We start from the raw sequence: 22,873 nt of genomic DNA, 5'->3' as shown, positions 1-22,873 counted from the left end.
TCGTATCTCCTACATAGGGTGGAATGCATGGCTGCCAAGACGGAAGAGGCTGCGCTCGGTTACGAGCAGGCCCGGGACGAGCTGATCGAGGTCGTACGACGCCTGGAGGCGGGCGGCACGACGCTCGAGGAGTCGCTGGCGCTGTGGGAGCGCGGCGAGGAACTGGCGAAGGTGTGCCGTCACTGGCTCGAGGGTGCACGCGCGCGGCTGGACGCGGCGCTGGCGAAGCCGGAGGCGCAGGACGAGGCCGAGGACGACGCGTAGGCGGCCCGGGCGGCGATCGGGGTGATGGGCGGGCTTGTGAGTCGGATCACCGAGGGCCGGATTTAGTTGAACGTTAACCTAAACCGTCGTACGGTGAAGTCGTTGCTCATAGCACCGCCCCCCCGTTGCACTCCGGAAGGCTCGTCTGATGTCCCTCGTTCTTGACCCCGCCGCCCAGGACCTCCTCTTCCGTGAGGCCCGCACCGCCAACACGTTCACCGACGAGCCGGTGACCGAGGAGCAGGTCCAGGCGATCTACGACCTGGTCAAGTACGGCCCGACCGCTTTCAACCAGACTCCGCTGCGCGTCGTGCTCGTCCGCTCCACCGAGGCACGCGAGCGCCTCGTCGGTCACATGGCCGAGGGCAACCAGGCCAAGACCGCCTCCGCGCCGCTGGTCGCGATCCTGGCCGCCGACATCGAGTTCCACGAGGAGCTCCCGGCCCTGCTGCCGCACTTCCCCCAGGCCAAGGACATGTTCTTCAGCGAGCGCCCGGTCCGCGAGCAGGCCGCCGGCCTGAACGCCGCGCTGCAGGCCGCGTACTTCATCGTCGGCGTCCGCGCCGCCGGCCTGGCCGCCGGCCCGATGACGGGCTACGACGCCGCCGGCATCCAGAAGGAGTTCCTGGACGACGACCACGCCCCGCTGATGGTCGTCAACATCGGCAAGCCCGGCGACGACGCATGGTTCCCGCGTTCCCCGCGCCTGTCGTACGACGAGGTCGTCACCACCGTCTGAGTGCCACGCGCCCACGCGCCCACGCGAAAGGCCGCCGCACCCGAAAGGGCGCGGCGGCCTTCGCCATAGGTACCGGTGCTCCCCCGGACGGCAGGTACCCCGGAGTCCCGCGGAGGACGGAAAGACGGGACAGAGCCGGAGGAGAATGCCGGCCGGGGGCCACCCGGCGGAAGGATTCGCCGACCGGGGTCAGGACCCGGCGGAGGCTCCGCCGACCGGAAGGTCAGGACCCGGCGGAAGGCTGCACGGACGGCTTCGCCGACGGCGCCGCCGACGCCGCGCCGCCCGGCTCCTGCGACGTGAGCGACTCGGCCATCTCCGCCAGCCGGTCCTGGGTCGCCGTGCCGGTGATCACCGTCGTCGCGCCGTCGGCCGTCAGCACCAGTGCGTTGTACTTGGGGCCCTTCCACACCTGCCAGGCCTCACCGTCCACCTGCCGGGTCTGCTCCGTCCTGGCCGCCTCGTGAGTGACCTTGCGGATGTACTTGTCGGCGGGCTTCGCCGTGGACTGCTCCACCGCCACGTACTGGTCACTCGGGTCGAGGTAGCCGAGGTGCCACGCATGGGCGTCCTCGCGTCGGAAGGTGACCGACGTCGGCCGCCACTCCTTGCCCAGCCCCTCCGGCACGGCCACCGGGTACGGTGCGGCCCGCTGTGCCGTCACCAGCTCCACGCGGTAGTCGACCGTCCTGATCGGGTCGGCGTTCTCGTCGTGCGGGACGAGCGTGTAGATGCCCGCCACGACCACGCCGACCACCGCCAAGGACTGGAACATGTTCCGGATCGTCTGCTTGCCTCGCATACCTGCCACGTCCACCATGTTCGCATCCGCCGGTCATGCTCAAACGTGGCCCCCTCTGCTCATTTTGTCGACGTACCGATAGAGTCGCCCCACCCTCTTATTACGGCCGTCGTCGTACAGAAAGGTGCGCTCCGATGACCGAGCATCATCTGCCGTCCCCGCTCGAGGTCTCCCCCGAGGCCCCCGACCGCAACCTCGCCCTCGAACTCGTCCGCGTCACCGAGGCCGCCGCCATGGCCGCGGGCCGCTGGGTGGGCCGTGGCGAGAAGAACGGCGCCGACGGCGCCGCGGTCAAGGCCATGCGTACGCTCGTCTCCACCGTCTCGATGAACGGCGTCGTCGTCATCGGTGAGGGCGAGAAGGACGAGGCCCCGATGCTGTTCAACGGCGAGCGGATCGGTGACGGAACCGGCGCCGAGTGCGACATCGCCGTCGACCCGATCGACGGGACCACGCTGACGGCCAAGGGCATGCCCAACGCCATCGCCGTCCTGGCCGCCGCCGACCGCGGCACCATGTTCGACCCGTCCGCCGTCTTCTACATGGACAAGCTGGTCACCGGACCGGAGGCCGCCGACTACGTCGACATCAACGCCCCCGTCTCCGTCAACATCCGGCGCGTCGCCAAGGCCAAGCACTCCTCGCCCGAGGACGTCACGGTCGTCATCCTGGACCGCCCCCGGCACGAGGGGATCGTCAAGGAGATCCGCGAGACCGGCGCGCGCATCAAGTTCATCTCCGACGGCGACGTCGCCGGCTCGATCATGGCGGTCAAGGAGGGAACCGGCGTCGATCTGCTGCTGGGCGTCGGCGGCACCCCCGAGGGCATCATCTCGGCCTGCGCGATCAAGTGCCTGGGCGGTGTCATCCAGGGCAAGCTGTGGCCGAAGGACGACGCGGAGCGGCAGCGCGCCCTCGACGCGGGCCACGACCTGGACCGTGTGCTGAGCACGAACGACCTGGTCTCCGGCGAGAACGTCTTCTTCGTCGCCACCGGAATCACGGACGGCGAGCTGCTGCGCGGCGTCCGCTACCGCGCGGAGACGGCAACCACGCAGTCCCTGGTCATGCGCTCCAAGTCGGGCACGATCCGGCAGATCGACTCCACGCACCGGCTGTCGAAGCTCCGGGCCTACAGCCAGATCGACTTCGACCGCGCGAAGTAGGCGAGCAGACACCGCCGCGAAGTGCGGCAAACGGAAGGGGCGCCCTTGTGCGGGGCGCCCCGTTTCCGTGCGTACGTCCTGTCAGGCCGCCGACGCGGACTTCTTGAGATCGATCTCGCGGCGCCTGCGGCGCGCCAGCACCACGCGGCGCTCGGCGGCGGTGAGGCCGCCCCACACTCCGTACGGCTCGGGCTGGAGCAGCGCGTGCTCGCGGCACTCGACCATCACCGGGCAGCGGGCGCAGACCCGCTTGGCCGACTCCTCACGCGACAGACGCTCGGCCGTCGGCTCCTTGGACGGGGCGAAGAACAGGCCCGCCTCGTCACGGCGGCACACCGCCTCCGCGTGCCAGGGGCCTGCCTGATCCTCCCGGGCAGGAATGCGCTGGTGCGGAACGGCGGCCACCTGCAAGGACTGATGCGGCAGTTGCAGCACGGTCTACTCCTGACGACGGGGATTCGCGAGCGAGAGACGATGCAGCAGTCCCTACCCGCTGTGCGCACGCCTATGCACTGAGTGGCACTGAGTTCCGACGCACGGAATTGCGTATCGGCGCTCGCGGCGAAAAAGCGCCCCCGGAGCAGGGCCGTCACCCCAGGTGTTTGCGCAAGCGGTCGTGCAGATCGGAGATGCGCCGACCGCGCTTCGGCTTGGCCTCGACATTGCCGAAAACCGAGTAGCCGTTGACGACGACCACGGGCGCCTCGGGATCGGCGGCTTCCAGTGTCACGACCTCGAAGTTCCCGAAGAAGCCGGTCCCACTGCCGCGCAGCGAGATGTTCTCCGGCACCCGCACCTCGACGTTGCCGAAAATGGAGGTTGCGTTGATGACCGAGAGTCGTTGCCCGTAGAGCGCCTCGGTGAGATCGATCTCGATGTTGCCGAACAGCGAGAAGGCGTTGGTCCTGCGGCCGACACGCCAGCGGCCCTTGCGGGTCGAGCTGGAGAAGACCGCGACCAGGTTCTCCGCGGGGCCGGCGGGCGCATCGTCCTCGTAGGCGCGCAGGGCCGCGGTGTCGGACCGCCGGCCGGCGGCGGGCAGGTCGCTCACGATCGGCTCGAGCTCGCCCACCGTCTTGGCCCGGTAGACGGCGTCGATGCGCTCCGAGTGCTCCTCGGCGTCCAGCCGGCCCTCGGCCAGGGCGTCCCTGAGGATGTCCGCGATCCGGTCGCGGTCGGCGTCGGATGCGCGGATGGCGCCGGCCGGGTCCAGGGGGGCGGCCGGCTTCTGGGGCTGCTTCTCGAGGTCCACGTCACCAGCCTAGCGAAACGCGATAGATCGCGACCAGGCCTGCTGCGGGTGCGTCGTTTCGCCGCTGCCGGTTCTCGACGGCGGCGCACCCGCGGCCGTCGAGAACCGGCCAGGCGGGAACCCGCCGCGGCGCGGGAGTTGTCGACGACTGACGGCGACGGTCACCCCGTGGCGCACGGGCCGCAGAGGCGCTCCGCGCTCCCGCGCGGCCCCGGTCCGGGAAATGGCGGCCCGGTCCGATAAGTGAGCCTTACCTCACAGGATCCGGGCCGCGCGGGAGTCTTACGCTGGATGGCGCTGCCAACGGAGGCACGCTGCTGTCTGTGAAGTGAGGAATGGGCGAAATGCCGGAGTTCGCGTATACGGATCTGCTCCCGCTGGGCGAGGACACCACGCCGTACCGGCTGGTGACCGCCGACGGTGTCTCCACTTTCGAGGCCGACGGACGCACCTTCCTCAAGGTCGAGCCCGAGGCCCTGAGCAAGCTCGCGGCAGAGGCGATCCACGACATCCAGCACTACCTCCGGCCCGCGCACCTGGCGCAGCTGCGGCGCATCATCGACGACCCCGAGGCGTCGTCCAACGACAAGTTCGTCGCGCTGGACCTGCTGAAGAACGCGAACATCGCCGCCGCCGGTGTGCTCCCGATGTGCCAGGACACCGGCACGGCGATCGTCATGGGCAAGCGCGGCCAGAACGTCCTCACCCAGGGCGGCGACGAGGAAGCACTGTCGCGCGGCATCTATGACGCGTACACGAAGCTGAACCTCCGGTACTCGCAGATGGCACCTCTCACCATGTGGGAGGAGAAGAACACCGGCTCCAACCTCCCGGCGCAGATCGAGCTCTACGCGACCGACGGCGGCGCCTACAAGTTCCTCTTCATGGCCAAGGGCGGCGGCAGCGCCAACAAGTCCTTCCTCTACCAGGAGACGAAGGCCGTCCTCAACGAGGCGAGCATGATGAAGTTCCTGGAGGAGAAGATCCGTTCGCTCGGCACGGCCGCCTGCCCGCCGTACCACCTGGCGATCGTCGTCGGCGGCACCAGCGCCGAGTTCGCCCTGAAGACCGCGAAGTACGCCTCCGCGCACTACCTGGACGAGCTGCCCTCCGAGGGCTCGGAGCTCGGTCACGGCTTCCGCGACGAGGAGCTGGAGAAGAAGGTCTTCGAGCTCACCCAGAAGCTCGGCATCGGCGCCCAGTTCGGCGGCAAGTACTTCTGCCACGACGTCCGCGTGGTGCGCCTGCCGCGGCACGGCGCCTCGCTGCCCGTCGCCATCGCCGTCTCCTGCTCGGCCGACCGCCAGGCCGTCGCGAAGATCACGGCCGAGGGTGTCTTCCTCGAGCAGCTCGAGACGGACCCGGCGCGCTTCCTGCCGGACACCACGGACGAGCACCTCTCGGACGAGTCCGTCCGCGGCGAAGACGCTGATCGACCCGGTGTCGTGCGTATCGACCTCAACCGGCCGATGGACGAGATGCTGGCCGAGCTGTCCAAGTACCCGGTCAAGACCCGGCTCTCGCTGACCGGCCCGCTGGTCGTGGCCCGCGACATCGCGCACGCCAAGATCAAGGAGCGGCTGGACGCCGGCGAGGAGATGCCGCAGTACCTGAAGGACCACCCGGTCTACTACGCCGGCCCGGCCAAGACGCCGGAAGGCTACGCGTCCGGCTCCTTCGGCCCGACCACGGCCGGCCGGATGGACTCCTACGTCGAGCAGTTCCAGGCGGCCGGCGGCTCCAAGATCATGCTGGCGAAGGGCAACCGCTCGAAGCAGGTGACCGACGCGTGCGGCACGCACGGCGGCTTCTACCTCGGCTCGATCGGCGGCCCGGCCGCTCGCCTCGCGCAGGACTGCATCAAGAAGGTCGAGGTCGTCGAGTACGAGGAGCTCGGCATGGAAGCGGTCTGGAAGATCGAGGTCGAGGACTTCCCGGCGTTCATCGTGGTCGACGACAAGGGCAACGACTTCTTCACGGAGCCGGCGCCGGCGCCGACGTTCACGTCGATCCCGGTGCGCGGGCCGGGGCTCGCGTAGCCGACCCTGGACGGAGAGCCCCCTCGGGGGCTCTCCCTCTTTTACCTGCTGTCCCCGTCTTTTACCTGCTGTCCCCCTCCGCAGCGACCTGGCCCGGGGCGTGGCAGAGGCAGTCGCACACCAGGTGCCGCACACCGGGTACGCCACTGTCTGGCGTCACGTGATCCCGGCAACGGTCGTGGCGGCCCACGATGCAGCGCGGCGACCGGAATCCGGGTTCGGACACCGCCTCGGCGCTCACTGCTCCTCCCCCGGCCGCCGCCCGAACGCCTCCGCCAGCGCGTGGGCCAACAGGGACACGCTCACCGCGTCGGCGATCTCGGGTGTCACCCACCAGGCATCCCCGGCCCGGTCGTGATGCGGACCCCTGTGCCCCTCGGCCAGGACGCAGACCGACCCTGCACACACCGGCCGCACCACGGCGGCGACGGCGAACACGGACCGCCGCGCCCCGCAGCGGCCCGACACTCCCCGGCTCATCGGGCGGCGCCGACGGCGTGGATGTCGCGGTGGTCGATGTCCACCCCGACCGTGGCCAGCCACAACGCCCGCCGCCGCCTGCGCTGCGCGGCCGCACAGGAATGGTCCGCGAGGTACGGGCGGACGAGCGGCGAGCGGGCGCCGTCGAGGAATGTCGCCTGCTCCCGGGCGTAGGGGGACCGCCGCCGGGCGGGAACGCGAAGTGGCCTGGGCCGGGGTGCGGGGCGGGTCTGCCGGGACGGCGTCTCGCGGTGCCTGCCGGTGGCAGGCAGCGTGAGCATCAGCAGAGGGAGAAGGACCGGGATCAGGACCCGGCCCAGTGCGCGCGCGATAAGGTTCCGCACGTCATCAACTCCTACTTAGTTGGTGGCCGTGCCCCGGGAGGTCTAGCCACCTCGCCGGGGTCTTTCACTGAGCACGACGGTACTGCGCCTTATAGTCCTCTGTATACAAGTACAGAGGGATCCACCCATACGTGGAGATGGACACCGCTCTACGTTGGACATATGAGCGACACTTCCGCGTCGGACAAGGTGTTGGACCCGAGGAGCGCCACCCCTCTCTACGTCCAGCTGGCCAACGTCATCGCCCAGCAGATCGCCTCGGGCGCCCTCGCACCCGACCGCCCGATCCCTTCCGAGAACCGCATGGCCGAGGAGTACGGCGTCGCTCGCCTCACCGCCCGGCGGGCGACGCAGGAGCTCCGGGAACGCGGCCTCGTCGTCACCGTGCGCGGCAAGGGCTCCTACGTCAGCCCCGATGCCGGGAAGAACGGCACCGCGCCCGAGGCGTAGCCCCGCGCGCGGTGCCGTACGGCCCGGTCAGGCGAAGCGCTGGTTCGCGGAGCCGTCGCACGCCCGGAGACGGACGGGCTCGTGCGCCGCGCCCTGGGTCAGGCAGACGCCCGTCGCGGACGTCGGCCGGATCGTGGCTCCGTCCCGGACGAACTTCTGGTTCGCGCCGCCGTGGCAGTCGTAGACGGTCAGGGCCGTGCCCGCCCGGTAGTCGCCGGCGGGGACGTCCAGGCAGCGGTCCTGGGACAGCTCCGTGTGGACGGCTCCGCGCGCGGAGTCGTACCACCAGTTCTGATTGCGGCCGCCGTGGCAGTCCCAGCCCACCACGCCGGTGCCGTTCGCGCTCGTGGCGCCGTTGACGTCCATGCAGTTGCCGGTCGCCTCGTTCCGCAGCGGCTTGTAGACGTCGTCCCAGGCGTGCGGGAAGAGCGCCGGCTTCCCCGTGGAGTTGACGTCCGCGCAGCTCGCCTCGCGCAGCGAGGAGTTGTAGATCTGGGTCAGGCACGAGGCGAAGGCCGCGTGGCCGCGGATGTTGGGGTGGAAGGACTGGCGCACCGAGTTGGAGTCCGGCGGGAAGTTGCCGAGGTCGATGTACAGTCCGCGGGCCCAGGTGTCCTGGTAGCAGACCTCATGGCCGTGGAAGAGACGGGAGTTGTCCAGGTACACGGCTCCTGTCCGGCGTGCGGCCTCGCGCATGCCGCGTTCGAAGGTGGGAACGGCGGTGTTGCGGCCCCAGACGGTGTCGGAGTCGTAGCCCGTCCCGCCGCACAACAGCTTGCCGGGGAAGTTCGGGTTGTCGCGGAAGTCGGGGCCGATGGGGCTCGGGTAGCCCATGACGACCAGCTTGTAGTCGCTGTCCTGGTAACCGGCGTCGTGCATGACGGTGCGCAGGTCGCGCACGGTCTGCTCGACCTTGGGAACGAGTCCGTCGATGCGGGCCTGCCAGCCGGGGGCGTACTTGGGGGCGCAGGGGCCCTGGAACAGGATGTACCGGGTGACGCAGTCGGTCATGACGGAGCCGAACTGGAGGTCGTCGTTGGCGCCGGCGACGAGCAGCACCATCTTGATGCGGGTGTTGCGTGCCTTGATGGCGAGGTTGTCGCTCTGGACCAGTTCGTCGGCGTGCTGCTTGCTGCCGCCGATGCGGATGTTGGGTGTGGAGGCGCCTGAACAGGACACGTTGTAGGTGACGTCCGCCGCGATGCCGGTGCGGTGGATGGCGGCGTCGGGCGAGCGGTGACACCAGTTGTCGGGCCCGTTGGTGCCGGGCTCGTACGTGCCGACGCCCTCACCGGAGATCTCGCTGTCACCGAGCGAGATCAGGCCTGTCTTGCGGTCGTCGAGCGGGCGCTGAGCGGGGTCGCCGTAGAGCGCGGTGGCCTCGGCCGCCCGGATCGCCTCGAGTTCGGACGGCAGGGGTACGGCGGCCTTCGGCAAGGCCGCGGAGCCGGCGGGCTCCGCGGCTGCGGGGGTGGCCGCGGCGAGCCCACCGAGGACGGTGGCCAACGCGGCCGCGGCCGCGAAGGTGCGGCGGAGTCGAAGTCTGGGTCCGGTGCCTTTCAATTGCGCCTCCCCGAGTTGTGGTTACTCGGGGTATTTACTGGCGGGTAGCGCAGTTGGGAATAGGCAGAACAAGACGAGTGCTCAACTTTTCCAGGAGGTACGACAGATGAGCGACGCGAGCGAGTACCGGACCGAGCACGACTCCATGGGAGAGGTGCGGGTTCCCGCCCACGCGAAGTGGCGGGCGCAGACCCAGCGGGCGGTGGAGAACTTCCCCGTGTCGGGTTGGCGTCTGGAGCGCTCGCACATCGAGGCCCTCGCCCGTATCAAGGCCGCGGCGGCGCAGGTCAACGCCGAACTGGGCGTCCTCGACGCGGACATCGCGCGGGCGATCGCTGACGCGGCCGCGGAGGTGGCGGAGGGCCGCTGGGACGAGCACTTCCCCGTGGACGTCTTCCAGACGGGGTCCGGCACCTCGTCCAACATGAACACCAACGAGGTCCTGGCGACGCTCGCGACCGAACGGCTCGGCCGTGACGTCCACCCCAACGACCATGTGAACGCGTCCCAGTCGTCCAACGACGTGTTCCCCTCGTCCATCCACATCGCCGCGACCGCGGCCGTCATCCACGACCTGATCCCGGCGCTGGACCACCTGGCCGCCTCGTTGGAGCGCAAGGCGACCGAGTTCGCAGCGGTCGTCAAGTCCGGCCGTACGCATCTGATGGACGCCACGCCCGTCACCCTCGGCCAGGAGTTCGGCGGCTACGCGGCGCAGGTGCGATACGGGATCGAGCGGCTCAATGCCTCGCTGCCGCGCCTGGCGGAACTGCCCCTGGGAGGAACCGCCGTGGGGACCGGCATCAACACACCGCCCGGCTTCTCCCCGGCCGTCATCGCCGAGGTGGCGCGCGCGACGGGGCTGCCGCTGACCGAGGCCCGCGACCACTTCGAGGCGCAGGGCGCACGCGACGGCCTGGTGGAGACCTCGGGCCAGCTCCGTACGATCGGAGTCTCGCTCACCAAGATCTGCAACGATCTGCGCTGGATGGCGTCGGGGCCGCGCACCGGCCTCGCCGAGATCGCCCTCCCGGACCTCCAGCCCGGCTCGTCCATCATGCCGGGCAAGGTGAACCCGGTGATCCCCGAGGCGGTGCTGATGGTGGCCGCCCAGGTCACCGGCAACGACGCCACCGTCGCGGCGGCCGGCGCCGCCGGGAACTTCGAACTGAACGTCATGCTGCCGGTGATCGCCAAGAACCTGCTGGAGTCGGTCAGGCTGCTGGCCAACGCCTCGCGCCTGCTGGCGGACCGCACCGTCGACGGCATCACCGCCGATGCCGAACGGGCCCGCGAGTACGCGGAGTCGTCCCCGTCGGTCGTCACGCCGCTCAACAAGTACATCGGGTACGAGGAGGCGGCCAAGGTCGCCAAGAAGTCACTCGCCGAACGGAAGACGATCCGCGAGGTGGTGCTCGAGTCGGGGTACGTGGAGCGGGGCGAGTTGACGCTGGAGCAGCTGGACGAGGCCTTGGACGTACTGCGTATGACCCACCCCTAGGACCTCTTGTCCGGATCCTGCCGGGCTCGCGGCCGCGCCGGACAGGCCCGATTGGGCGAATCCCGGCCTGAGTCATCCGTGGCTCCCACCACGGGCCTCGGCGGGCGGGCTATGGCTGTGCCATGGCGATTCTCTCCCCACCGGCCCAGCTGCCGGACGAAGCCCAGCCCGCAGAGCCGCAACAGCAACCGGTCAAGCGGCAGATCACGCTGTGGCTGTGGCCTGTGCTGATCACGCTCGCCGCGACGATGTACAAGATCAACGAGCCGGTGATGGGGAACGACGAGCTGGCGACCTGGGAAGTGGCTCGCCGCAGCACGGGTCAGATCATGGCCACCCTGCACAACGTGGACGCGGTGCACGGCACGTACTACCTGTTCATGCACGGGTGGATGACCGTCTTCGGGGACTCGCCCACCGCCATGCGCACTCCCTCGGCGCTCGCCATGGCCGCGGCGGCCAGCCTCGTGGCGCTGACGGGCCGCCGGCTGTTCGGCGCGCGTGCCGGGCTCTGCGCCGGGCTGCTGTTCGCCATCGTCCCCGCCGTGAGCCGCTTCGGCCAGGAGTCCCGTGGATACGCGCTGGTCGTCCTCGCCGCGACCCTGGCGACCCTGCTGCTGCTGCGGGCCCTGGACGCGCACCGCAGTGCGTGGCGTTGGGGGGCGTACGCCGCGTGCCTGGCCTGCATCGGACTGCTGCATCTCGTCGCCCTGACCATCGTGGCGGCGCACGCCGTCCTGGTCCTCGCGCGCGCCCGATACACCGAACCGCGGGTGCTCTGGTCGTTCGTCCTGGCCGCCTTCGTCGGCACGGCCTGCGTCACACCGGTCATCGCCCTGGGCCTGTCGCACGACGACCGGCAGTTGTTCTGGGTTCCCGAGCCGACCTTGTGGAGTCTTCTCGAGATCGGTCCGCAGATCTTCGCGTCGGGCCTGTGCGCCGGGGCTGTGTTCGTCCTCGCCGTCCTGGCACGCAGCGAGCGCCGCGAGGGTCTGCTGCTGTGCGCCGCCCTGGCCGTCCTGCCCTTCCTCGAGATCTGGATCGCCTCTCAAGGGGAGGTGTCCTACTTCCGCTACCAGTACGCGCTGTTCACGCTGCCGGCCTGGGCGATGCTGGCCGGTGCCGGCCTCGCGTCGGTGACGCGGTCCGGGGGCGCCGCGATCGCCGCCCTGTTCCTGCTCGCATTGTTCGCCCTGCCCGACCACGAGCAGATGCGGGAGCAGTACGAGCACGACGTCCCCCACCGGGTGGACTATGAGTCGGCCGCCGGGACCATCGCGAAGTACCACCTCCCGGGTGACGCGGTCGTCTTCGGCAGGGGCTACGCCTGGATGCTCGGCGGAGGGGTCCGCTACTACCTCCCCGACGACAAGAAGCTGCGCGAGACGCTGGTCGTCCCGGGCGCCGTCCGGGACGATCTGTATTCCATGGACTGCCCCGACCCGGCACAGTGCCTTGGATCCGAGAAGCGCGTCTGGGTGGTAGTGGAAGGCCGCACACCCGCTCCGCTCGCTTCGATCGCCGCCGCTCAAGCCAAGGTGCTGCGTGCCGAGTTCAAGCCTGCGGGTTCGGTCCAGCACACCGGTGTGACCGTCGAGCTCCATGTCCGCAAGCCCCGTTGATCCGGACGTGAGCCGCACCGCGGCAGGAGTCCGAGCCCCGGCTTAGGATCTCCGCATGACAGGATCGAACGGTTTTCGGCGCTGGGCGCCAGGGGAGCACATCCTCTGGCGCTATCGCGGCCATGCCGCGGATCCGGCCGGCGACGCCTTCCACATCTGCCGGCCCGTGACCGTCGTCCAGGACACCGACGAACTGCTCGCCGTGTGGATGGCGCCCGGCACCGAGTGCGTGAAGCCGCTGCTCGCCGACGGCACCCCGCTGCACGAGGAGCCGCTGGCCACCCGCTACACGGCCCCCCGCACCACCGCCCGTACCCGCTGGAGCGGGAACGGCGTGCTCAAGCTGGCACAGCCCGGCGTGCCCTGGTCGGTCTGGCTCTTCTGGGAGCCCGCCTGGCAGTTCCGCAGCTGGTACGTCAACCTCGAGGAACCCCACACGCGCTGGGCAGGCGGGGTCGACTCGGAGGACCATTATCTCGACATCTCCGTGTACCCCGACCGCAGTTGGCTGTGGCGGGACGAGGACGAGTTCGACCAGGCTCAGCGCGTCGGCCTGATGGACGCGGAAACGGCCCGGGGAGTACGGGAGGCGGGGCGGGCCGCGGTCGAGGTGATCCGCTCCTGGGGTGCGCCGTTCCGCGACCGCTGGGAGCTCTGGCGCCCCGACCCGAGGTGGCAAGTACCTGCCCTTCCGGCCGACTGGGACCGGCTTCCGACGCGGCGTGCGGCCTGATCCGGGGGGTCTGGCCGAATCCCGCCGGGAACACGCTCCGGCGTATACGACCTCGTGAGACTCTTGATGCGCCCCCTGGGGTCAAACGTAGGATCGTCGTCCGCAAGGCTGCGCCGCACGAGGGAGCAGGAGCGCAGGGCCCGACAGCAAGTCGTCCGTTAGTCACAGAGCGTCCAGTCATCGAGCGTCTCGCGAGAGACATCACGAGTCAGTCACAACAGGGGGTTGAGCTGTGCCGGAAGCCCGCCACCCTGTCGACGTCACCCCCAGAGCGGGTATACCGCCCCACGAGGCGATTGCATCGCACAACCGGCCCGGATGGACGGAATCCCACGCGTGACGGAGCATCCCACCTCCCACGAAGGCCGACAGCCCCTGGCTGCCCGGTCGCACGAACGCACCCGGCCGCGGGCGCAGGCGGCCGGGGCCTCGCCCTCGCCCGCCGGGCCGCCGCCGAAGCCGCAGCCCCAGACGCAGCCACAGGTCCATGCCGCGCAGTTGCAGGCCCAGGACATCGCGGGGACCGCGAGACGCGAGGGCGACCGGCTGCGTTTCGTGGGGGCCGCCACGCGCCGGATCGCACGCGGCATCGACCTCGACGAGATCGTTCTCGGGCTGTGCCGGGCCACCGTCCCCACGTTCTCCGACGCGATCCTGGTCTATCTGCGCGACCCGCTGCCGGTGGGCGACGAGCGCCCCGTCTCGCCGTTCGTGCTGCGGCTGCGCCGAACCGACAGGCTGCGTTTGAGCGCTGACGACGCGGACCAGGGCCTGGTCACGGCCATGCCGCTGCTGGACGCGGGAACCGAGCCCACGCCGGCCGCCGAGCTGTGCGAGGTCCGCTCCGGAGGGGCGCTGTCCGAGGTGCTGCGCGGGGTCCGGCCGGTTTTCGGCGACTCCGCCGCGGCACGCGCCGCCCTGCCCGAGCTGCTCGGCGACGGACGTTCCGTGCCGAGCGGCCACCGCGCGATACTCGCCCCGCTGCGCGGTCGCCGCCGGGTGATCGGCGCCGCGGTCTTCCTGCGCCGCCCCGACCGGCCCGCCTTCGAGCCGAACGATCTGCTGGTCGCGGCCCAGCTGGCGACCCATACGGCTCTCGGCATCGACAAGGCCGTGCTGTACGGGCGCGAGGCGTACATCGCCGACGAGCTGCAGCGCACGATGCTGCCCGACTCCCTGCCGCAGCCGACCGGCGTCCGGCTCGCCTCCCGCTACCTGCCGGCGGCGGAGACGGCCCGCGTCGGCGGCGACTGGTACGACGCGATCCCGCTGCCCGGCAGCCGTGTGGCACTGGTGGTGGGCGACGTCATGGGCCACTCCATGACATCCGCCGCGATCATGGGCCAGCTGCGCACCACCGCGCAGACCCTGGCCGGCCTCGACCTGCCGCCCCAAGAGGTCCTGCACCACTTGGACGAGCAGGCCCAACGCCTCGGCACCGACCGCATGGCCACCTGCCTGTACGCGGTGTACGACCCCGTCTCGCACCGCATCACCATCGCCAACGCGGGGCATCCGCCGCCCATCCTGCTGCACCTGGGCGGGCGGGCCGAGGTGCTGCGCGTGCCGCCCGGCGCGCCCATCGGCGTCGGCGGGGTGGACTTCGAGGCCGTGGAGCTGGACGCCCCGGCCGGCGCGACCCTGCTGCTCTACACCGACGGGCTGGTCGAGTCGCGCCTGCGTGACGTGTGGACGGGCATCGAGCAGCTGCGGGAGCGCCTCGCCGCGACCGCGCAGCTGACCGGCCCCGACCACTCGCCGCCGCTGGAGGCACTCTGCGACGACGTGCTGGACATGCTGGGCCCCGGCGACCGCGACGACGACATCGCGCTCCTCGCGGCCCGCTTCGACGGCATCGCCCCGAGCGACGTCGCCTACTGGTTCCTGGAGCCGGAGGACGCCGCCCCCGGCCGCGCCCGGCGCCTCGCACGGCGCGCGCTGGCCCGCTGGGGCCTGGAGGACCTCTCCGACTCGGTGGAGCTACTGGTCAGCGAGGTGGTCACCAATGCCGTGCGGTACGCGGAGCGGCCGGTGACGCTGCGCCTGCTCCGTACCGACGTGCTGCGCTGCGAGGTCGGCGACGACTCCCCGCAGCTGCCCAGGCAGCGGCGGGCGCGGGACACCGACGAGGGCGGCCGAGGGCTGTTCCTGGTCAACCGGCTCGCCCGCCGGTGGGGCGCGACGCGGCTGTCGACGGGCAAAGTGGTCTGGTTCGAGCTGCAGACGCCCTGAGGCGACAGACATGAAACGGCGCCCGCACCCGGTTCTCGGGTGCGGGCGCCGTCGTGTGCGCTCTCAGGAGCGTCCGCTCAGGGTTGCAGCGGGCGCCGGTTCTCGTCCCGGTCCGCTTCGTCCTCGCCCGGCTCGACGGGCGGCGTGAACGTCCCGGTCGGCGGGGTGACGGTCTTCGTCGGCGACGGGACGTCCGTCGGCGACGGACCCACCGTCTCGGTGTCCGTGGGCGTCGGGCTCGGGTCCTCGGACTCCGACTCGGTTTCCGTGGGCGTCGGGCTCGGGTCCTCGGACTCCGACTCGGTTTCCGTGGGCGTCGGATCGGGGGTCGCGATCTCCGCGACCTCCAGGTCGAACTCGGCGTCCGAGCCGCCGTTCAGTGCGCCCAGCGTGTAGTCGGCCCAGATCCTGGCGGGGAAGCCACCGCCGTTGGCCCGGCCGGCCTCCGCGGTCCCGGTGAGAGACACCTGTCCGCCGCCGTCCTTGGGGGACTCTCCGAACAGGGCCACCACGGTGGCCAGTTCGGGCGTGTAGCCCGCGAACCAGGCGGACTTGTTGTCCTCCGAGGTGCCGGTCTTGCCGGCCGCCTCGTAGGCGCTCGACTTCGCGGCGATGCCGGAGCCGTTCTTCACCACGCCCGTCAGGCCCGCGGTCACCGTGTCGGCCGTCTCCCGGCTGATCACCTGGCTGCCGACGGGGTCCTCGAGTTCGACCTCGCGGTCCTTGTGCTCGGCCTTGGCGACGATCGTGGGCGTGACCTTCTTGCCGTGGTTGTCGAGGGTGGCGTAGACGCCCGCCATGTCCCAGGTCGAGGCGCCCATCGTGCCCAGCGCGATGGACGGCCGCACCGGGAAGTTCTTGTCCGGGACGCCCAGTTCGAGCGCGGTGTCCTTCACCTCGTCCAGGCCGACGTCCACAGCCATCTGCGCGAAGGCCGAGTTGATCGACCGGTTCAGAGACGTCTGGACGCTCACCGGGCCGTAGCTCTTGCCGAGATCGTTCTGCGGGGCGTAACGGCCCTCGATGCCCTCGACCGGGCGCTTGCTGGTGCCGTCGTAGACCGTGTTCAGGCCGATCGGGTTGCCGTCCTGGGTCTCGGAGCCGTTGTCCAGGGCGGCGGCGAACACAACGGGCTTGAAAGTGGAGGCGGGCTGGTAGTCGCGGCGGGTGGCGTTCGAGAACCAGTGCTCGGTGGCGCTCACACCGCCGTACAGGGCGACGACCTTGCCCGTCTTCGGGTCGACGGAGGTCGCGCCGGCCTGCACGGTGGCGTCCACCTTGTTGCCCTTGCGGTCCAGGTCGTCCTCGAGCTGCTCCTGTACCGACTTCTCCAGCGCCTTCTGGCGCTTGGAGTCGATGTTCAGGGTGATCGTCCAGCCGCCGGCGTCGAGGTCGGCCTTGTCGAGGCCCTGCTCGGCCAGCTCTTCCTTGGCCGCCTCGACGATGTAGCCGGCCTGGCCGCTCAGGCCGGGCGCGGCCTTCGGCTCCTTGGGGACCGGGAACTTCAGGCCGTCACGTGTGCTCTTGTCGAGCCAGCTCTCCTCGACCATGTTGTTCAGCACGTAGTTCCAGCGGTTGGTCACCGCTTCCCTGGTGTCGTCGGAGGCCACGGCCCAGTCGAAGCGGCTGGGGGCCTGGACGAGCGAGGCCAGGTAGGCCCCCTGAGCGACGTTCAGCTTCTCGGCGTCGACGCCGTAGTACGCCTGGGCGGCGGCCTGGATGCCGTACGCGCCGCGGCCGAAGTAGCTGGTGTTGAGGTAACCGGCGAGTATCTCGCTCTTGTCCTTGTTCCGGTCGACCTTCAGCGAGATCACCAGCTCCTTGAGCTTGCGGGTGACCGTCCGATCCTGCGTCAGGTAGTAGTTCTTGACGTACTGCTGGGTGATGGTCGAGCCACCCTGCTTGCCCTGGCCGGTGACGGTGTTCTTCAGACCGCGCAGAGTGCCCTTGACGTCGACGCCGGAGTCCTCGAAGAAGGTCTTGTTCTCAGCCGCGACGAAGGCGTACTGGACGTCCGTCGGGATCTTCTCCAGGTCGACGATCTCGCGGTTGAGCTTGCCTTCCCGGGCAAGGATCCTGCCGTCGCTGGACTTGTAGACGTTGCTCTGCAGCTTGGCTTCGGCGTTGGCCTCGGGGACCGGGACGAGCATGTAGGCCACGACGAACGCGCCCATCGCCAGGAGGCACAGACCGAAGAACGTGCCGAGGATCTTCCTGAACGTGAAGAAGCGGCGTATGCCCGAGGGCCCTGCTTTCCTCGCCCGGCGCGCACCGCGCTGCCGGGCCTGTCGCGCTTCCGCTCGGCCCATCGCTTCGTTGCTCCGCTCTGTCGCCCACTAGGTATGTGTCCGGTGACGTGTAGGTGTGTGTCCGGTGACGTGTCTGACCGGTGACCAGCCCGAACCAGCTCAGAAAGCTAACACCGGTCGTACAGACAAAGAGGCATCGATCCGTTCTTTTCCGGACGTGAGAATCAGCACCTTGTCTCATGGAACCGACTCACGAACGGCTCAGAGGGTTGCGACGCCCGAAAAAGTGATATCACTATGCTAGAAACGCACTGCTCGACCGGAGCACCGCGGAAACGGGGGACGACCATGCCTGCCACCAGCACCATCGACCACGACAACACGCCCGACGTGCCACAGATGCCTGCGCCGCGCGTACGGGAATTCGCCGCCCACAGCATCGGTGGCGGCCTCGCCCTGCTGCTGAGTCTGCTCGGCCTGGCGGGCGGGGCGGCCCTCGTCGTCACTGCCACGGCGTTCGACTCCACCGGCATCAAGGCCGTACTGATCACGGGCGGCATCCTGATCGGCGTCGCCGCCTTCCTGGCCATGTGCGGGCTGAACATGGTCGCGCCCGGCGAGGCGCGCGTGGTCCAGCTCTTCGGCCGCTACCGGGGCACGATCCGTACGGACGGCCTGCGCTGGGTCAACCCGTTCACGTCGCGGACCAAGATCTCGACTCGTGTGCGCAACCACGAGACGGCCGTACTCAAGGTGAACGACGCCTACGGCAACCCCATCGAGCTGGCCGCGGTGGTGGTGTGGAAGGTGGAGGACACCGCCCAGGCAATGTTCGAGGTGGACGACTTCCTCGAGTTCGTCTCCACGCAGACCGAGGCGGCGGTCCGGCACATCGCGATCGAGTACCCGTACGACGCACACGACGAGGAGGGCCTGTCGCTGCGCGGCAACGCGGAGGAGATCACCGAGAAGCTCGCCGTCGAACTGCACGCGCGCATCGAGGCGGCGGGCGTCCACATCATCGAGTCCCGCTTCACGCACCTCGCGTACGCTCCCGAGATCGCCTCCGCGATGCTCCAGCGCCAGCAGGCGGGCGCCGTGGTCGCGGCACGCCGGCAGATCGTGGACGGCGCGGTCGGCATGGTGGAGGCGGCGCTGACCCGGATCGGCGAGCAGGGCATCGTGGAGCTGGACGACGAACGCAAGGCGGCGATGGTGTCGAATCTGATGGTGGTGCTGTGCGGCGACCGCGCGGCCCAGCCGGTCCTCAATACGGGCACGCTCTACCAGTGACACCGCCGCCCTCCGAACGGAAGCAGGTGCTGCTGCGGCTGGACCCGGCGGTGTACGAGGCGCTGGCCCGGTGGGCGGGGGACGAGCTGCGCAGCACGAACGCGCAGATCGAGTTCATCCTGCGGCGGGCTCTGTCGGAGGCGGGCCGCCTCCCGTCCGCCACCCGCCCGATCCCCCGCCGCGGCCGCCCTCCGAAGACGCCGCCGCCCTAAGGGGGCGGTGGGCCGCCGGGGGGCAGTCGGGGCTGGCGCTGCCGCCGTCCGTGGGGCTCGCTCCCGGGGGGCGGGGCCACCGTCCGCCCCTCGGGCCGCCCGCCGGGGGCAGGGTGTATAAACCCCGTGTATACACGGCGAGTACAGTGGCCCCATGTCCATCGGTCACACCCTCCTCGGTCTGCTGGAAGGCGGCCCCCGCCACGGCTACGACCTCAAGCGCGCCTTCGACGAGAGATTCGGACAGGACCGTCCGCTCCACTACGGGCAGGTCTACTCGACGATGTCCCGGCTCCTGCGGAACGGCCTCGTCGAGGTCGACGGCGTCGAAGCCGGCGGCGGGCCGGAGCGGAAGCGGTACGCCATCACCGAGGCCGGCATCACCGATGTCTCGCGTTGGCTCGCAGCGCCCGAGAAGCCGGAGCCGTACCTTCAGTCGACGCTCTACACCAAGGTCGTCCTCGCCCTGCTCACCGGCCGCAGCGCCGCCGACCTGCTCGACTCCCAGCGCGCGGAACATCTGCGTCTGATGCGTGCCCTCACGGAACGCAAGCGCAGCGGCGACCTCGCCGACCAGCTCATCTGCGACCACGCCCTGTTCCATCTCGAAGCGGATCTGCGCTGGCTGGAACTGACCGCCGCACGGCTGGACCAGCTCTCCGCGGAGGTCCTCGCGTGATCCCCGCCGGCTCCCTGCTCGTCGCCGACGACCTGCACAAGACGTTCGGTCCGACCTCGGCCCTCGACGGCGCCTCGTTCTCCATCCACCCCGGTGAGGTCGTCGCCGTCATGGGGCCGTCGGGCTCGGGCAAGTCGACGCTGCTGCACTGCCTCGCCGGGATCGTCCGGCCCGACTCCGGCACCGTCGTCTACGCCGGGCGGGAACTCACCGCGTTGCCCGACGCGGAGCGCAGCGCGCTGCGGCGCACGGACTTCGGGTTCGTGTTCCAGTTCGGGCAGCTCGTACCGGAGTTGACCTGCGTGGAGAATGTCGCGCTGCCTCTGCGGCTGAGCGGCGCCAGGCGCAAGGACGCCGAGCGCACCGCGCTCGAGTGGCTGGAGCGGCTGGAGGTCGAGGGCGCCGCGCGCAAGCGGCCCGGAGAGGTCTCCGGCGGGCAGGGGCAGCGGGTCGCGGTGGCCCGCGCACTGGCCGGCTCCCCCAAGGTCGTCTTCGCCGACGAACCCACCGGCGCCCTGGACTCGCTCAACGGCGAGCATGTGATGTCTCTGCTCACCGACACGGCCCGTCGGCAGAACACGGCCGTCGTCCTGGTCACCCACGAGTCGCGCGTCGCCGCGTACTCGGACCGGGAGATCGTCGTACGCGACGGCAGGTCGCGCGATCCGGAGCGGGCGGTATGAGCACGCGGCTCCACGAGCGGCAGGCCACCGATGCCGCGGCCACCCCCCACCGACCGCACCGCGGCCCGGCCGCCCGCCTGCGGGACCTCGCCATGGGCATCCGGTTCGGCACCTCCGGCGGACGTGAGGGCTGGACCCGTAACGCGCTGACCGCCGTCGGTGTGGGGCTCGGCGTCGCGCTGCTGCTGATCGCCGCGTCCGTACCGCAGATGGTGGACGGCCGGGACAGCCGGGCGGCTGCCCGCACCGCGACCGCCACGGTGTCGGACAAGCCCGTCACACGCTCCGACCGGACCATGGTGGTCGCAGAGGCGGATTCCGACTACCGCACGGAGACCGTCGGCGGGCAGATCCTGCGGCCCGACGGCGCGCACCCCGAGCTGCCACCCGGACTCGAGCGCGCCCCGGCCGACGGCGAGATGTACGTGTCGCCCGCACTCGCCGAACTGCTCGCGTCACCGGAGGGACGCCTCCTCAAAGAACGTCTCCCCCACCGGACGGCGGGCCTCATCGGCGAGGCCGGGCTTCTCGACCCTGGCGAGTTGCGCCACTACACGGGCAGCTCCACCCTGACCACCGCCAACGGGGGTGTACGGACCGACGGTTACGGCGCCCGGGGCGGCGGCGAGCCGATGGCTCCTGCGCTCATCGTGGTCATCGTGCTGGCCTGTGTGGTGCTGCTGGTGCCGGTGGCGGTGTTCATCGCCACCGCCGTCCGCTTCGGCGGCGAGCAGCGCGACCGTCGGCTCGCCGCGCTGCGGCTGGTCGGCGCGGACGCGCGGACCACGCGCTGGATCGCGGCGGGCGAGGCACTGTTCGGCTCGGCCGTCGGGCTGGCTGTCGGCATCGGGGTGTTCGCCCTGGCGCGACCGGTGGCCGGCTGGGTGCGGGTGTGGGACCTGAGCGCGTTCGCCTCTGATGTCGTGCCCGTGCCGCTGCTCGCCGCGCTGATCCTGCTCGCCGTTCCCGTGGTGTCCGTCGCGGTGACCCTGTTCGCGATGCGGGCCGTGACGGTCGAGCCGCTGGGGGTCGTCCGGCAGGCGGTGCCGCGGCGCCGCCGGCTGTGGTGGCGGCTGCTGATGCTGCCGACGGGACTGGGCGTACTGCTGGCGACCGGCACGTTCGACGGCCCGAACGAAGTCGTCGACCCATGGCCGATCGCCGCCGGCACGCTGCTGGTGCTGTTCTCACTGACGGCGCTGCTTCCCTGGCTGGTGGAAGCGGTCGTCAAGCGACTGCGCGGCGGTCCGGTGTCATGGCAACTGGCGGTCCGACGATTGCAGTTGACGAGCGGTCCGGCGATCAGGGCGGTCAGCGGCATCACCGTCGCGGTGGCCGGTGCGATCGCACTGCAGATGGTGTTCGCCGGGATGCACGACGACTTCAACCGTGTCACCGGGCAGAACGCCGCACATGCGCAGCTGACGGTGACGGCGGATTTCCCCGACGGGGAGCTGGCGTCCGAGATGATCCGCGAGTTCCGTGCCACGCCAGGCGTGCGTAGCGTCATCGGCACGGTGGAGGCGTACGTGATCAGCCCCGAGCCGGTCGACGGCGACGACATCCGGCCCACGACGGGGCTGACGGTCGGCGACTGCGCGACGCTGCGCGAGCTGGCGGTGATCGTCTCCTGCGCGGACGGCGACACGTTCGTCGTGCACCCCGCCGGCAACGAGCCGCCGAGGAGCTGGATCGACCGCACCGCCAGAAAAGGCCGGCCGGTGAACCTCAACAGCGACACGCCCTACGACGGTTCCGCGCCGCTGCTGTGGACGCTGCCGAAGGAATCGCCGACGGTGACGACACGGCGCGACCCGGTGGCACGCGAGCACTACGGCATCTTCGCCACCCCGGGCGCGGTGGACGTGACCAAGCTGCCGGACGCGACGACCACGGCGACGGTGCGGATCGACGAGAGCGTCCCGGACGCACGGGAGTTCGTCCGCAACACGGCCGCGCGGATCGACCCGTCCCTCTGGGTGAGGACGATCCAGAAGATCGAACGGGACCGGCAGTACGCGAGCGTCCAGAGCGGGCTGTTGGCGGCGGCGACCGCGACGATGGCCCTGATCGCCGCGTCGATGGCTGTCGCCCAGATCGAGCAGTTGAGGGAACGCCGGCGCCTGCTGTCGGTACTGGTCGCCTTCGGCACCCCGCGCTCCGTACTGGCGCGTTCGGTTCTCTGGCAGACGGCCGTCCCCGTGGCGCTGGGCACGGCCGTGGCGATCACGGGCGGCGTGGCCCTCGGCGCGACGATGCTGCGCATGGTCGCGAAACCGGTCACCCACTGGGGTGCGTTCGCCCCGGTGGCGGGCTTGGGCGCGGCGCTGATCCTCGCGGTGACGCTGCTGAGCATGCCGGCGCTGTGGCGCCTGATGCGGCCGGAGGGGCTCCGGACGGAGTGACGCGGGCCGGGGGGCCGGATGTGGGGCCGGGCCGGGCACGCCGGGAAGGGGGCGGCCTTGTCCCCCACCCCGCCTCTTCCCGAAAGCGGTGCTCCGCCCCCGGACCCCAGCGCGGGTCTACCGCTGCGGCCCGACGGCCGTGGGAGGCACTCGCCGCAGGCGACG

At 70.5% G+C, this 22,873-nt stretch carries 20 protein-coding genes; 14 read left to right on the top strand and 6 right to left on the bottom strand.

What is annotated here, in order from left to right; all coding sequences use genetic code 11:
• Positions 1–27: 27 nt before the first annotated feature.
• Positions 28–264 carry an exodeoxyribonuclease VII small subunit gene (locus ACIQ7Q_RS02790; RefSeq protein ID WP_356629472.1) on the top strand — a complete coding sequence of 79 codons (237 nt, stop codon included), beginning with the start codon at positions 28–30 and terminating at the stop codon, positions 262–264.
• Positions 265–412: 148 nt separating this feature from the next.
• Positions 413–1,003: a malonic semialdehyde reductase gene (locus ACIQ7Q_RS02785; RefSeq protein ID WP_403855550.1), complete on the top strand. Its 591-nt coding sequence runs from the start codon at positions 413–415 to the stop codon at positions 1,001–1,003.
• A gap of 223 nt (positions 1,004–1,226) precedes the next feature.
• Here the strand turns inward: ACIQ7Q_RS02785 and ACIQ7Q_RS02780 are convergent, their stop codons facing one another.
• Positions 1,227–1,805 (bottom strand): DUF4245 domain-containing protein, encoded by a 579-nt coding sequence (locus tag ACIQ7Q_RS02780; protein ID WP_403856401.1) that lies wholly within the window; start codon positions 1,803–1,805, stop codon positions 1,227–1,229.
• 134 nt (positions 1,806–1,939) lie between these two features.
• On the opposite strand from ACIQ7Q_RS02780, the gene glpX reads away from it, so the two are divergent.
• Positions 1,940–2,971 carry a class II fructose-bisphosphatase gene (gene glpX, locus ACIQ7Q_RS02775; protein ID WP_356629476.1) on the top strand — a complete coding sequence of 344 codons (1,032 nt, stop codon included), beginning with the start codon at positions 1,940–1,942 and terminating at the stop codon, positions 2,969–2,971.
• Positions 2,972–3,052: 81 nt separating this feature from the next.
• On the opposite strand, the gene ACIQ7Q_RS02770 is transcribed toward glpX, so the two are convergent.
• Both ACIQ7Q_RS02770 and ACIQ7Q_RS02765 read right to left on the bottom strand, forming a co-directional pair.
• Positions 3,053–3,406 (bottom strand): WhiB family transcriptional regulator, encoded by a 354-nt coding sequence (locus ACIQ7Q_RS02770; protein WP_403855548.1) that lies wholly within the window; start codon positions 3,404–3,406, stop codon positions 3,053–3,055.
• A gap of 154 nt (positions 3,407–3,560) precedes the next feature.
• A complete protein-coding gene (locus ACIQ7Q_RS02765; RefSeq protein ID WP_403855546.1) occupies positions 3,561–4,223 on the bottom strand; it encodes a DUF1707 domain-containing protein in 663 nt (220 codons plus the stop codon).
• Between the two features lie 335 nt (positions 4,224–4,558).
• On the opposite strand from ACIQ7Q_RS02765, the gene ACIQ7Q_RS02760 reads away from it, so the two are divergent.
• Positions 4,559–6,262 (top strand): fumarate hydratase, encoded by a 1,704-nt coding sequence (locus ACIQ7Q_RS02760; RefSeq protein WP_403855544.1) that lies wholly within the window; start codon positions 4,559–4,561, stop codon positions 6,260–6,262.
• Positions 6,263–6,738: 476 nt separating this feature from the next.
• Here ACIQ7Q_RS02760 and ACIQ7Q_RS02755 read toward each other — a convergent pair whose 3' ends face one another.
• Positions 6,739–7,086, bottom strand: coding sequence for a hypothetical protein (locus ACIQ7Q_RS02755; protein WP_403855542.1), 348 nt, complete (start codon positions 7,084–7,086; stop codon positions 6,739–6,741).
• Between the two features lie 162 nt (positions 7,087–7,248).
• Here ACIQ7Q_RS02755 and ACIQ7Q_RS02750 point away from each other — a divergent pair, with 162 nt between their 5' ends.
• On the top strand, positions 7,249–7,536 hold the full coding sequence (locus ACIQ7Q_RS02750) for a GntR family transcriptional regulator (protein ID WP_403855540.1): 288 nt from the start codon (positions 7,249–7,251) through the stop codon (positions 7,534–7,536).
• Between the two features lie 27 nt (positions 7,537–7,563).
• On the opposite strand, the gene ACIQ7Q_RS02745 is transcribed toward ACIQ7Q_RS02750, so the two are convergent.
• Positions 7,564–9,099 carry a ricin-type beta-trefoil lectin domain protein gene (locus ACIQ7Q_RS02745; RefSeq protein WP_403855538.1) on the bottom strand — a complete coding sequence of 512 codons (1,536 nt, stop codon included), beginning with the start codon at positions 9,097–9,099 and terminating at the stop codon, positions 7,564–7,566.
• Positions 9,100–9,205: 106 nt separating this feature from the next.
• Between ACIQ7Q_RS02745 and ACIQ7Q_RS02740 the strand changes: the two genes are divergently transcribed.
• The 4 genes from ACIQ7Q_RS02740 (at position 9,206) to ACIQ7Q_RS02725 (ending at position 15,187) form a co-directional block, all read left to right on the top strand.
• Positions 9,206–10,600 (top strand): class II fumarate hydratase, encoded by a 1,395-nt coding sequence (locus ACIQ7Q_RS02740; protein WP_403855536.1) that lies wholly within the window; start codon positions 9,206–9,208, stop codon positions 10,598–10,600.
• A 122-nt stretch (positions 10,601–10,722) separates the two neighbouring features.
• Positions 10,723–12,222, top strand: coding sequence for a glycosyltransferase family 39 protein (locus ACIQ7Q_RS02735; protein WP_403855534.1), 1,500 nt, complete (start codon positions 10,723–10,725; stop codon positions 12,220–12,222).
• 55 nt (positions 12,223–12,277) lie between these two features.
• Complete coding sequence (locus tag ACIQ7Q_RS02730) at positions 12,278–12,955, top strand: DUF402 domain-containing protein (protein WP_403855532.1); 678 nt, start codon at positions 12,278–12,280, stop codon at positions 12,953–12,955.
• Between the two features lie 336 nt (positions 12,956–13,291).
• Complete coding sequence (locus tag ACIQ7Q_RS02725; RefSeq protein ID WP_403855530.1) at positions 13,292–15,187, top strand: SpoIIE family protein phosphatase; 1,896 nt, start codon at positions 13,292–13,294, stop codon at positions 15,185–15,187.
• Positions 15,188–15,264: 77 nt separating this feature from the next.
• Here the strand turns inward: ACIQ7Q_RS02725 and ACIQ7Q_RS02720 are convergent, their stop codons facing one another.
• Positions 15,265–17,496 carry a transglycosylase domain-containing protein gene (locus ACIQ7Q_RS02720; RefSeq protein WP_403855528.1) on the bottom strand — a complete coding sequence of 744 codons (2,232 nt, stop codon included), beginning with the start codon at positions 17,494–17,496 and terminating at the stop codon, positions 15,265–15,267.
• A 288-nt stretch (positions 17,497–17,784) separates the two neighbouring features.
• Here ACIQ7Q_RS02720 and ACIQ7Q_RS02715 point away from each other — a divergent pair, with 288 nt between their 5' ends.
• The 5 genes from ACIQ7Q_RS02715 (at position 17,785) to ACIQ7Q_RS02695 (ending at position 22,708) form a co-directional block, all read left to right on the top strand.
• Positions 17,785–18,729, top strand: coding sequence for an SPFH domain-containing protein (locus tag ACIQ7Q_RS02715; RefSeq protein WP_403855526.1), 945 nt, complete (start codon positions 17,785–17,787; stop codon positions 18,727–18,729).
• Positions 18,726–18,941, top strand: a complete 216-nt coding sequence (locus ACIQ7Q_RS02710) for a hypothetical protein (protein ID WP_403855524.1) — start codon at positions 18,726–18,728, stop codon at positions 18,939–18,941. The genes ACIQ7Q_RS02715 and ACIQ7Q_RS02710 overlap by 4 nt, the downstream gene beginning before the upstream one ends.
• A gap of 154 nt (positions 18,942–19,095) precedes the next feature.
• The gene (locus ACIQ7Q_RS02705; RefSeq protein WP_403855522.1) at positions 19,096–19,620 is read left to right on the top strand and encodes a PadR family transcriptional regulator; all 525 of its coding nucleotides are present in this window, start codon (positions 19,096–19,098) and stop codon (positions 19,618–19,620) included.
• Positions 19,617–20,303 carry an ABC transporter ATP-binding protein gene (locus tag ACIQ7Q_RS02700; RefSeq protein WP_403855520.1) on the top strand — a complete coding sequence of 229 codons (687 nt, stop codon included), beginning with the start codon at positions 19,617–19,619 and terminating at the stop codon, positions 20,301–20,303. Before ACIQ7Q_RS02705 ends, ACIQ7Q_RS02700 begins: the two co-directional genes overlap by 4 nt.
• Positions 20,300–22,708, top strand: a complete 2,409-nt coding sequence (locus ACIQ7Q_RS02695; protein ID WP_403855518.1) for an FtsX-like permease family protein — start codon at positions 20,300–20,302, stop codon at positions 22,706–22,708. The genes ACIQ7Q_RS02700 and ACIQ7Q_RS02695 overlap by 4 nt, the downstream gene beginning before the upstream one ends.
• Positions 22,709–22,873 lie beyond the last annotated feature (165 nt).

This window comes from Streptomyces sp. NPDC096176 (genome assembly GCF_044763255.1).
Taxonomy (GTDB): domain Bacteria; phylum Actinomycetota; class Actinomycetes; order Streptomycetales; family Streptomycetaceae; genus Streptomyces.
This window is presented reverse-complemented; position numbering and strand designations above follow the sequence as displayed.

Excerpts from the sequence above, each read along its gene's own strand:
- ACIQ7Q_RS02720 (WP_403855528.1), bottom strand. The coding sequence starts at position 17,496 with ATGGGCCGAGCGGAAGCGCGACAGGCCCGGCAGCGCGGTGCGCGCCGG.
- ACIQ7Q_RS02760 (WP_403855544.1), top strand. The coding sequence starts at position 4,559 with ATGGGCGAAATGCCGGAGTTCGCGTATACGGATCTGCTCCCGCTGGGC.
- ACIQ7Q_RS02715 (WP_403855526.1), top strand. The coding sequence starts at position 17,785 with ATGCCTGCCACCAGCACCATCGACCACGACAACACGCCCGACGTGCCA.
- ACIQ7Q_RS02790 (WP_356629472.1), top strand. The coding sequence starts at position 28 with ATGGCTGCCAAGACGGAAGAGGCTGCGCTCGGTTACGAGCAGGCCCGG.
- glpX (WP_356629476.1), top strand. The coding sequence starts at position 1,940 with ATGACCGAGCATCATCTGCCGTCCCCGCTCGAGGTCTCCCCCGAGGCC.
- ACIQ7Q_RS02705 (WP_403855522.1), top strand. The coding sequence starts at position 19,096 with ATGTCCATCGGTCACACCCTCCTCGGTCTGCTGGAAGGCGGCCCCCGC.
- ACIQ7Q_RS02740 (WP_403855536.1), top strand. The coding sequence starts at position 9,206 with ATGAGCGACGCGAGCGAGTACCGGACCGAGCACGACTCCATGGGAGAG.
- ACIQ7Q_RS02735 (WP_403855534.1), top strand. The coding sequence starts at position 10,723 with ATGGCGATTCTCTCCCCACCGGCCCAGCTGCCGGACGAAGCCCAGCCC.
- ACIQ7Q_RS02730 (WP_403855532.1), top strand. The coding sequence starts at position 12,278 with ATGACAGGATCGAACGGTTTTCGGCGCTGGGCGCCAGGGGAGCACATC.
- ACIQ7Q_RS02695 (WP_403855518.1), top strand. The coding sequence starts at position 20,300 with ATGAGCACGCGGCTCCACGAGCGGCAGGCCACCGATGCCGCGGCCACC.
- ACIQ7Q_RS02750 (WP_403855540.1), top strand. The coding sequence starts at position 7,249 with ATGAGCGACACTTCCGCGTCGGACAAGGTGTTGGACCCGAGGAGCGCC.
- ACIQ7Q_RS02785 (WP_403855550.1), top strand. The coding sequence starts at position 413 with ATGTCCCTCGTTCTTGACCCCGCCGCCCAGGACCTCCTCTTCCGTGAG.
- ACIQ7Q_RS02780 (WP_403856401.1), bottom strand. The coding sequence starts at position 1,805 with ATGCGAGGCAAGCAGACGATCCGGAACATGTTCCAGTCCTTGGCGGTG.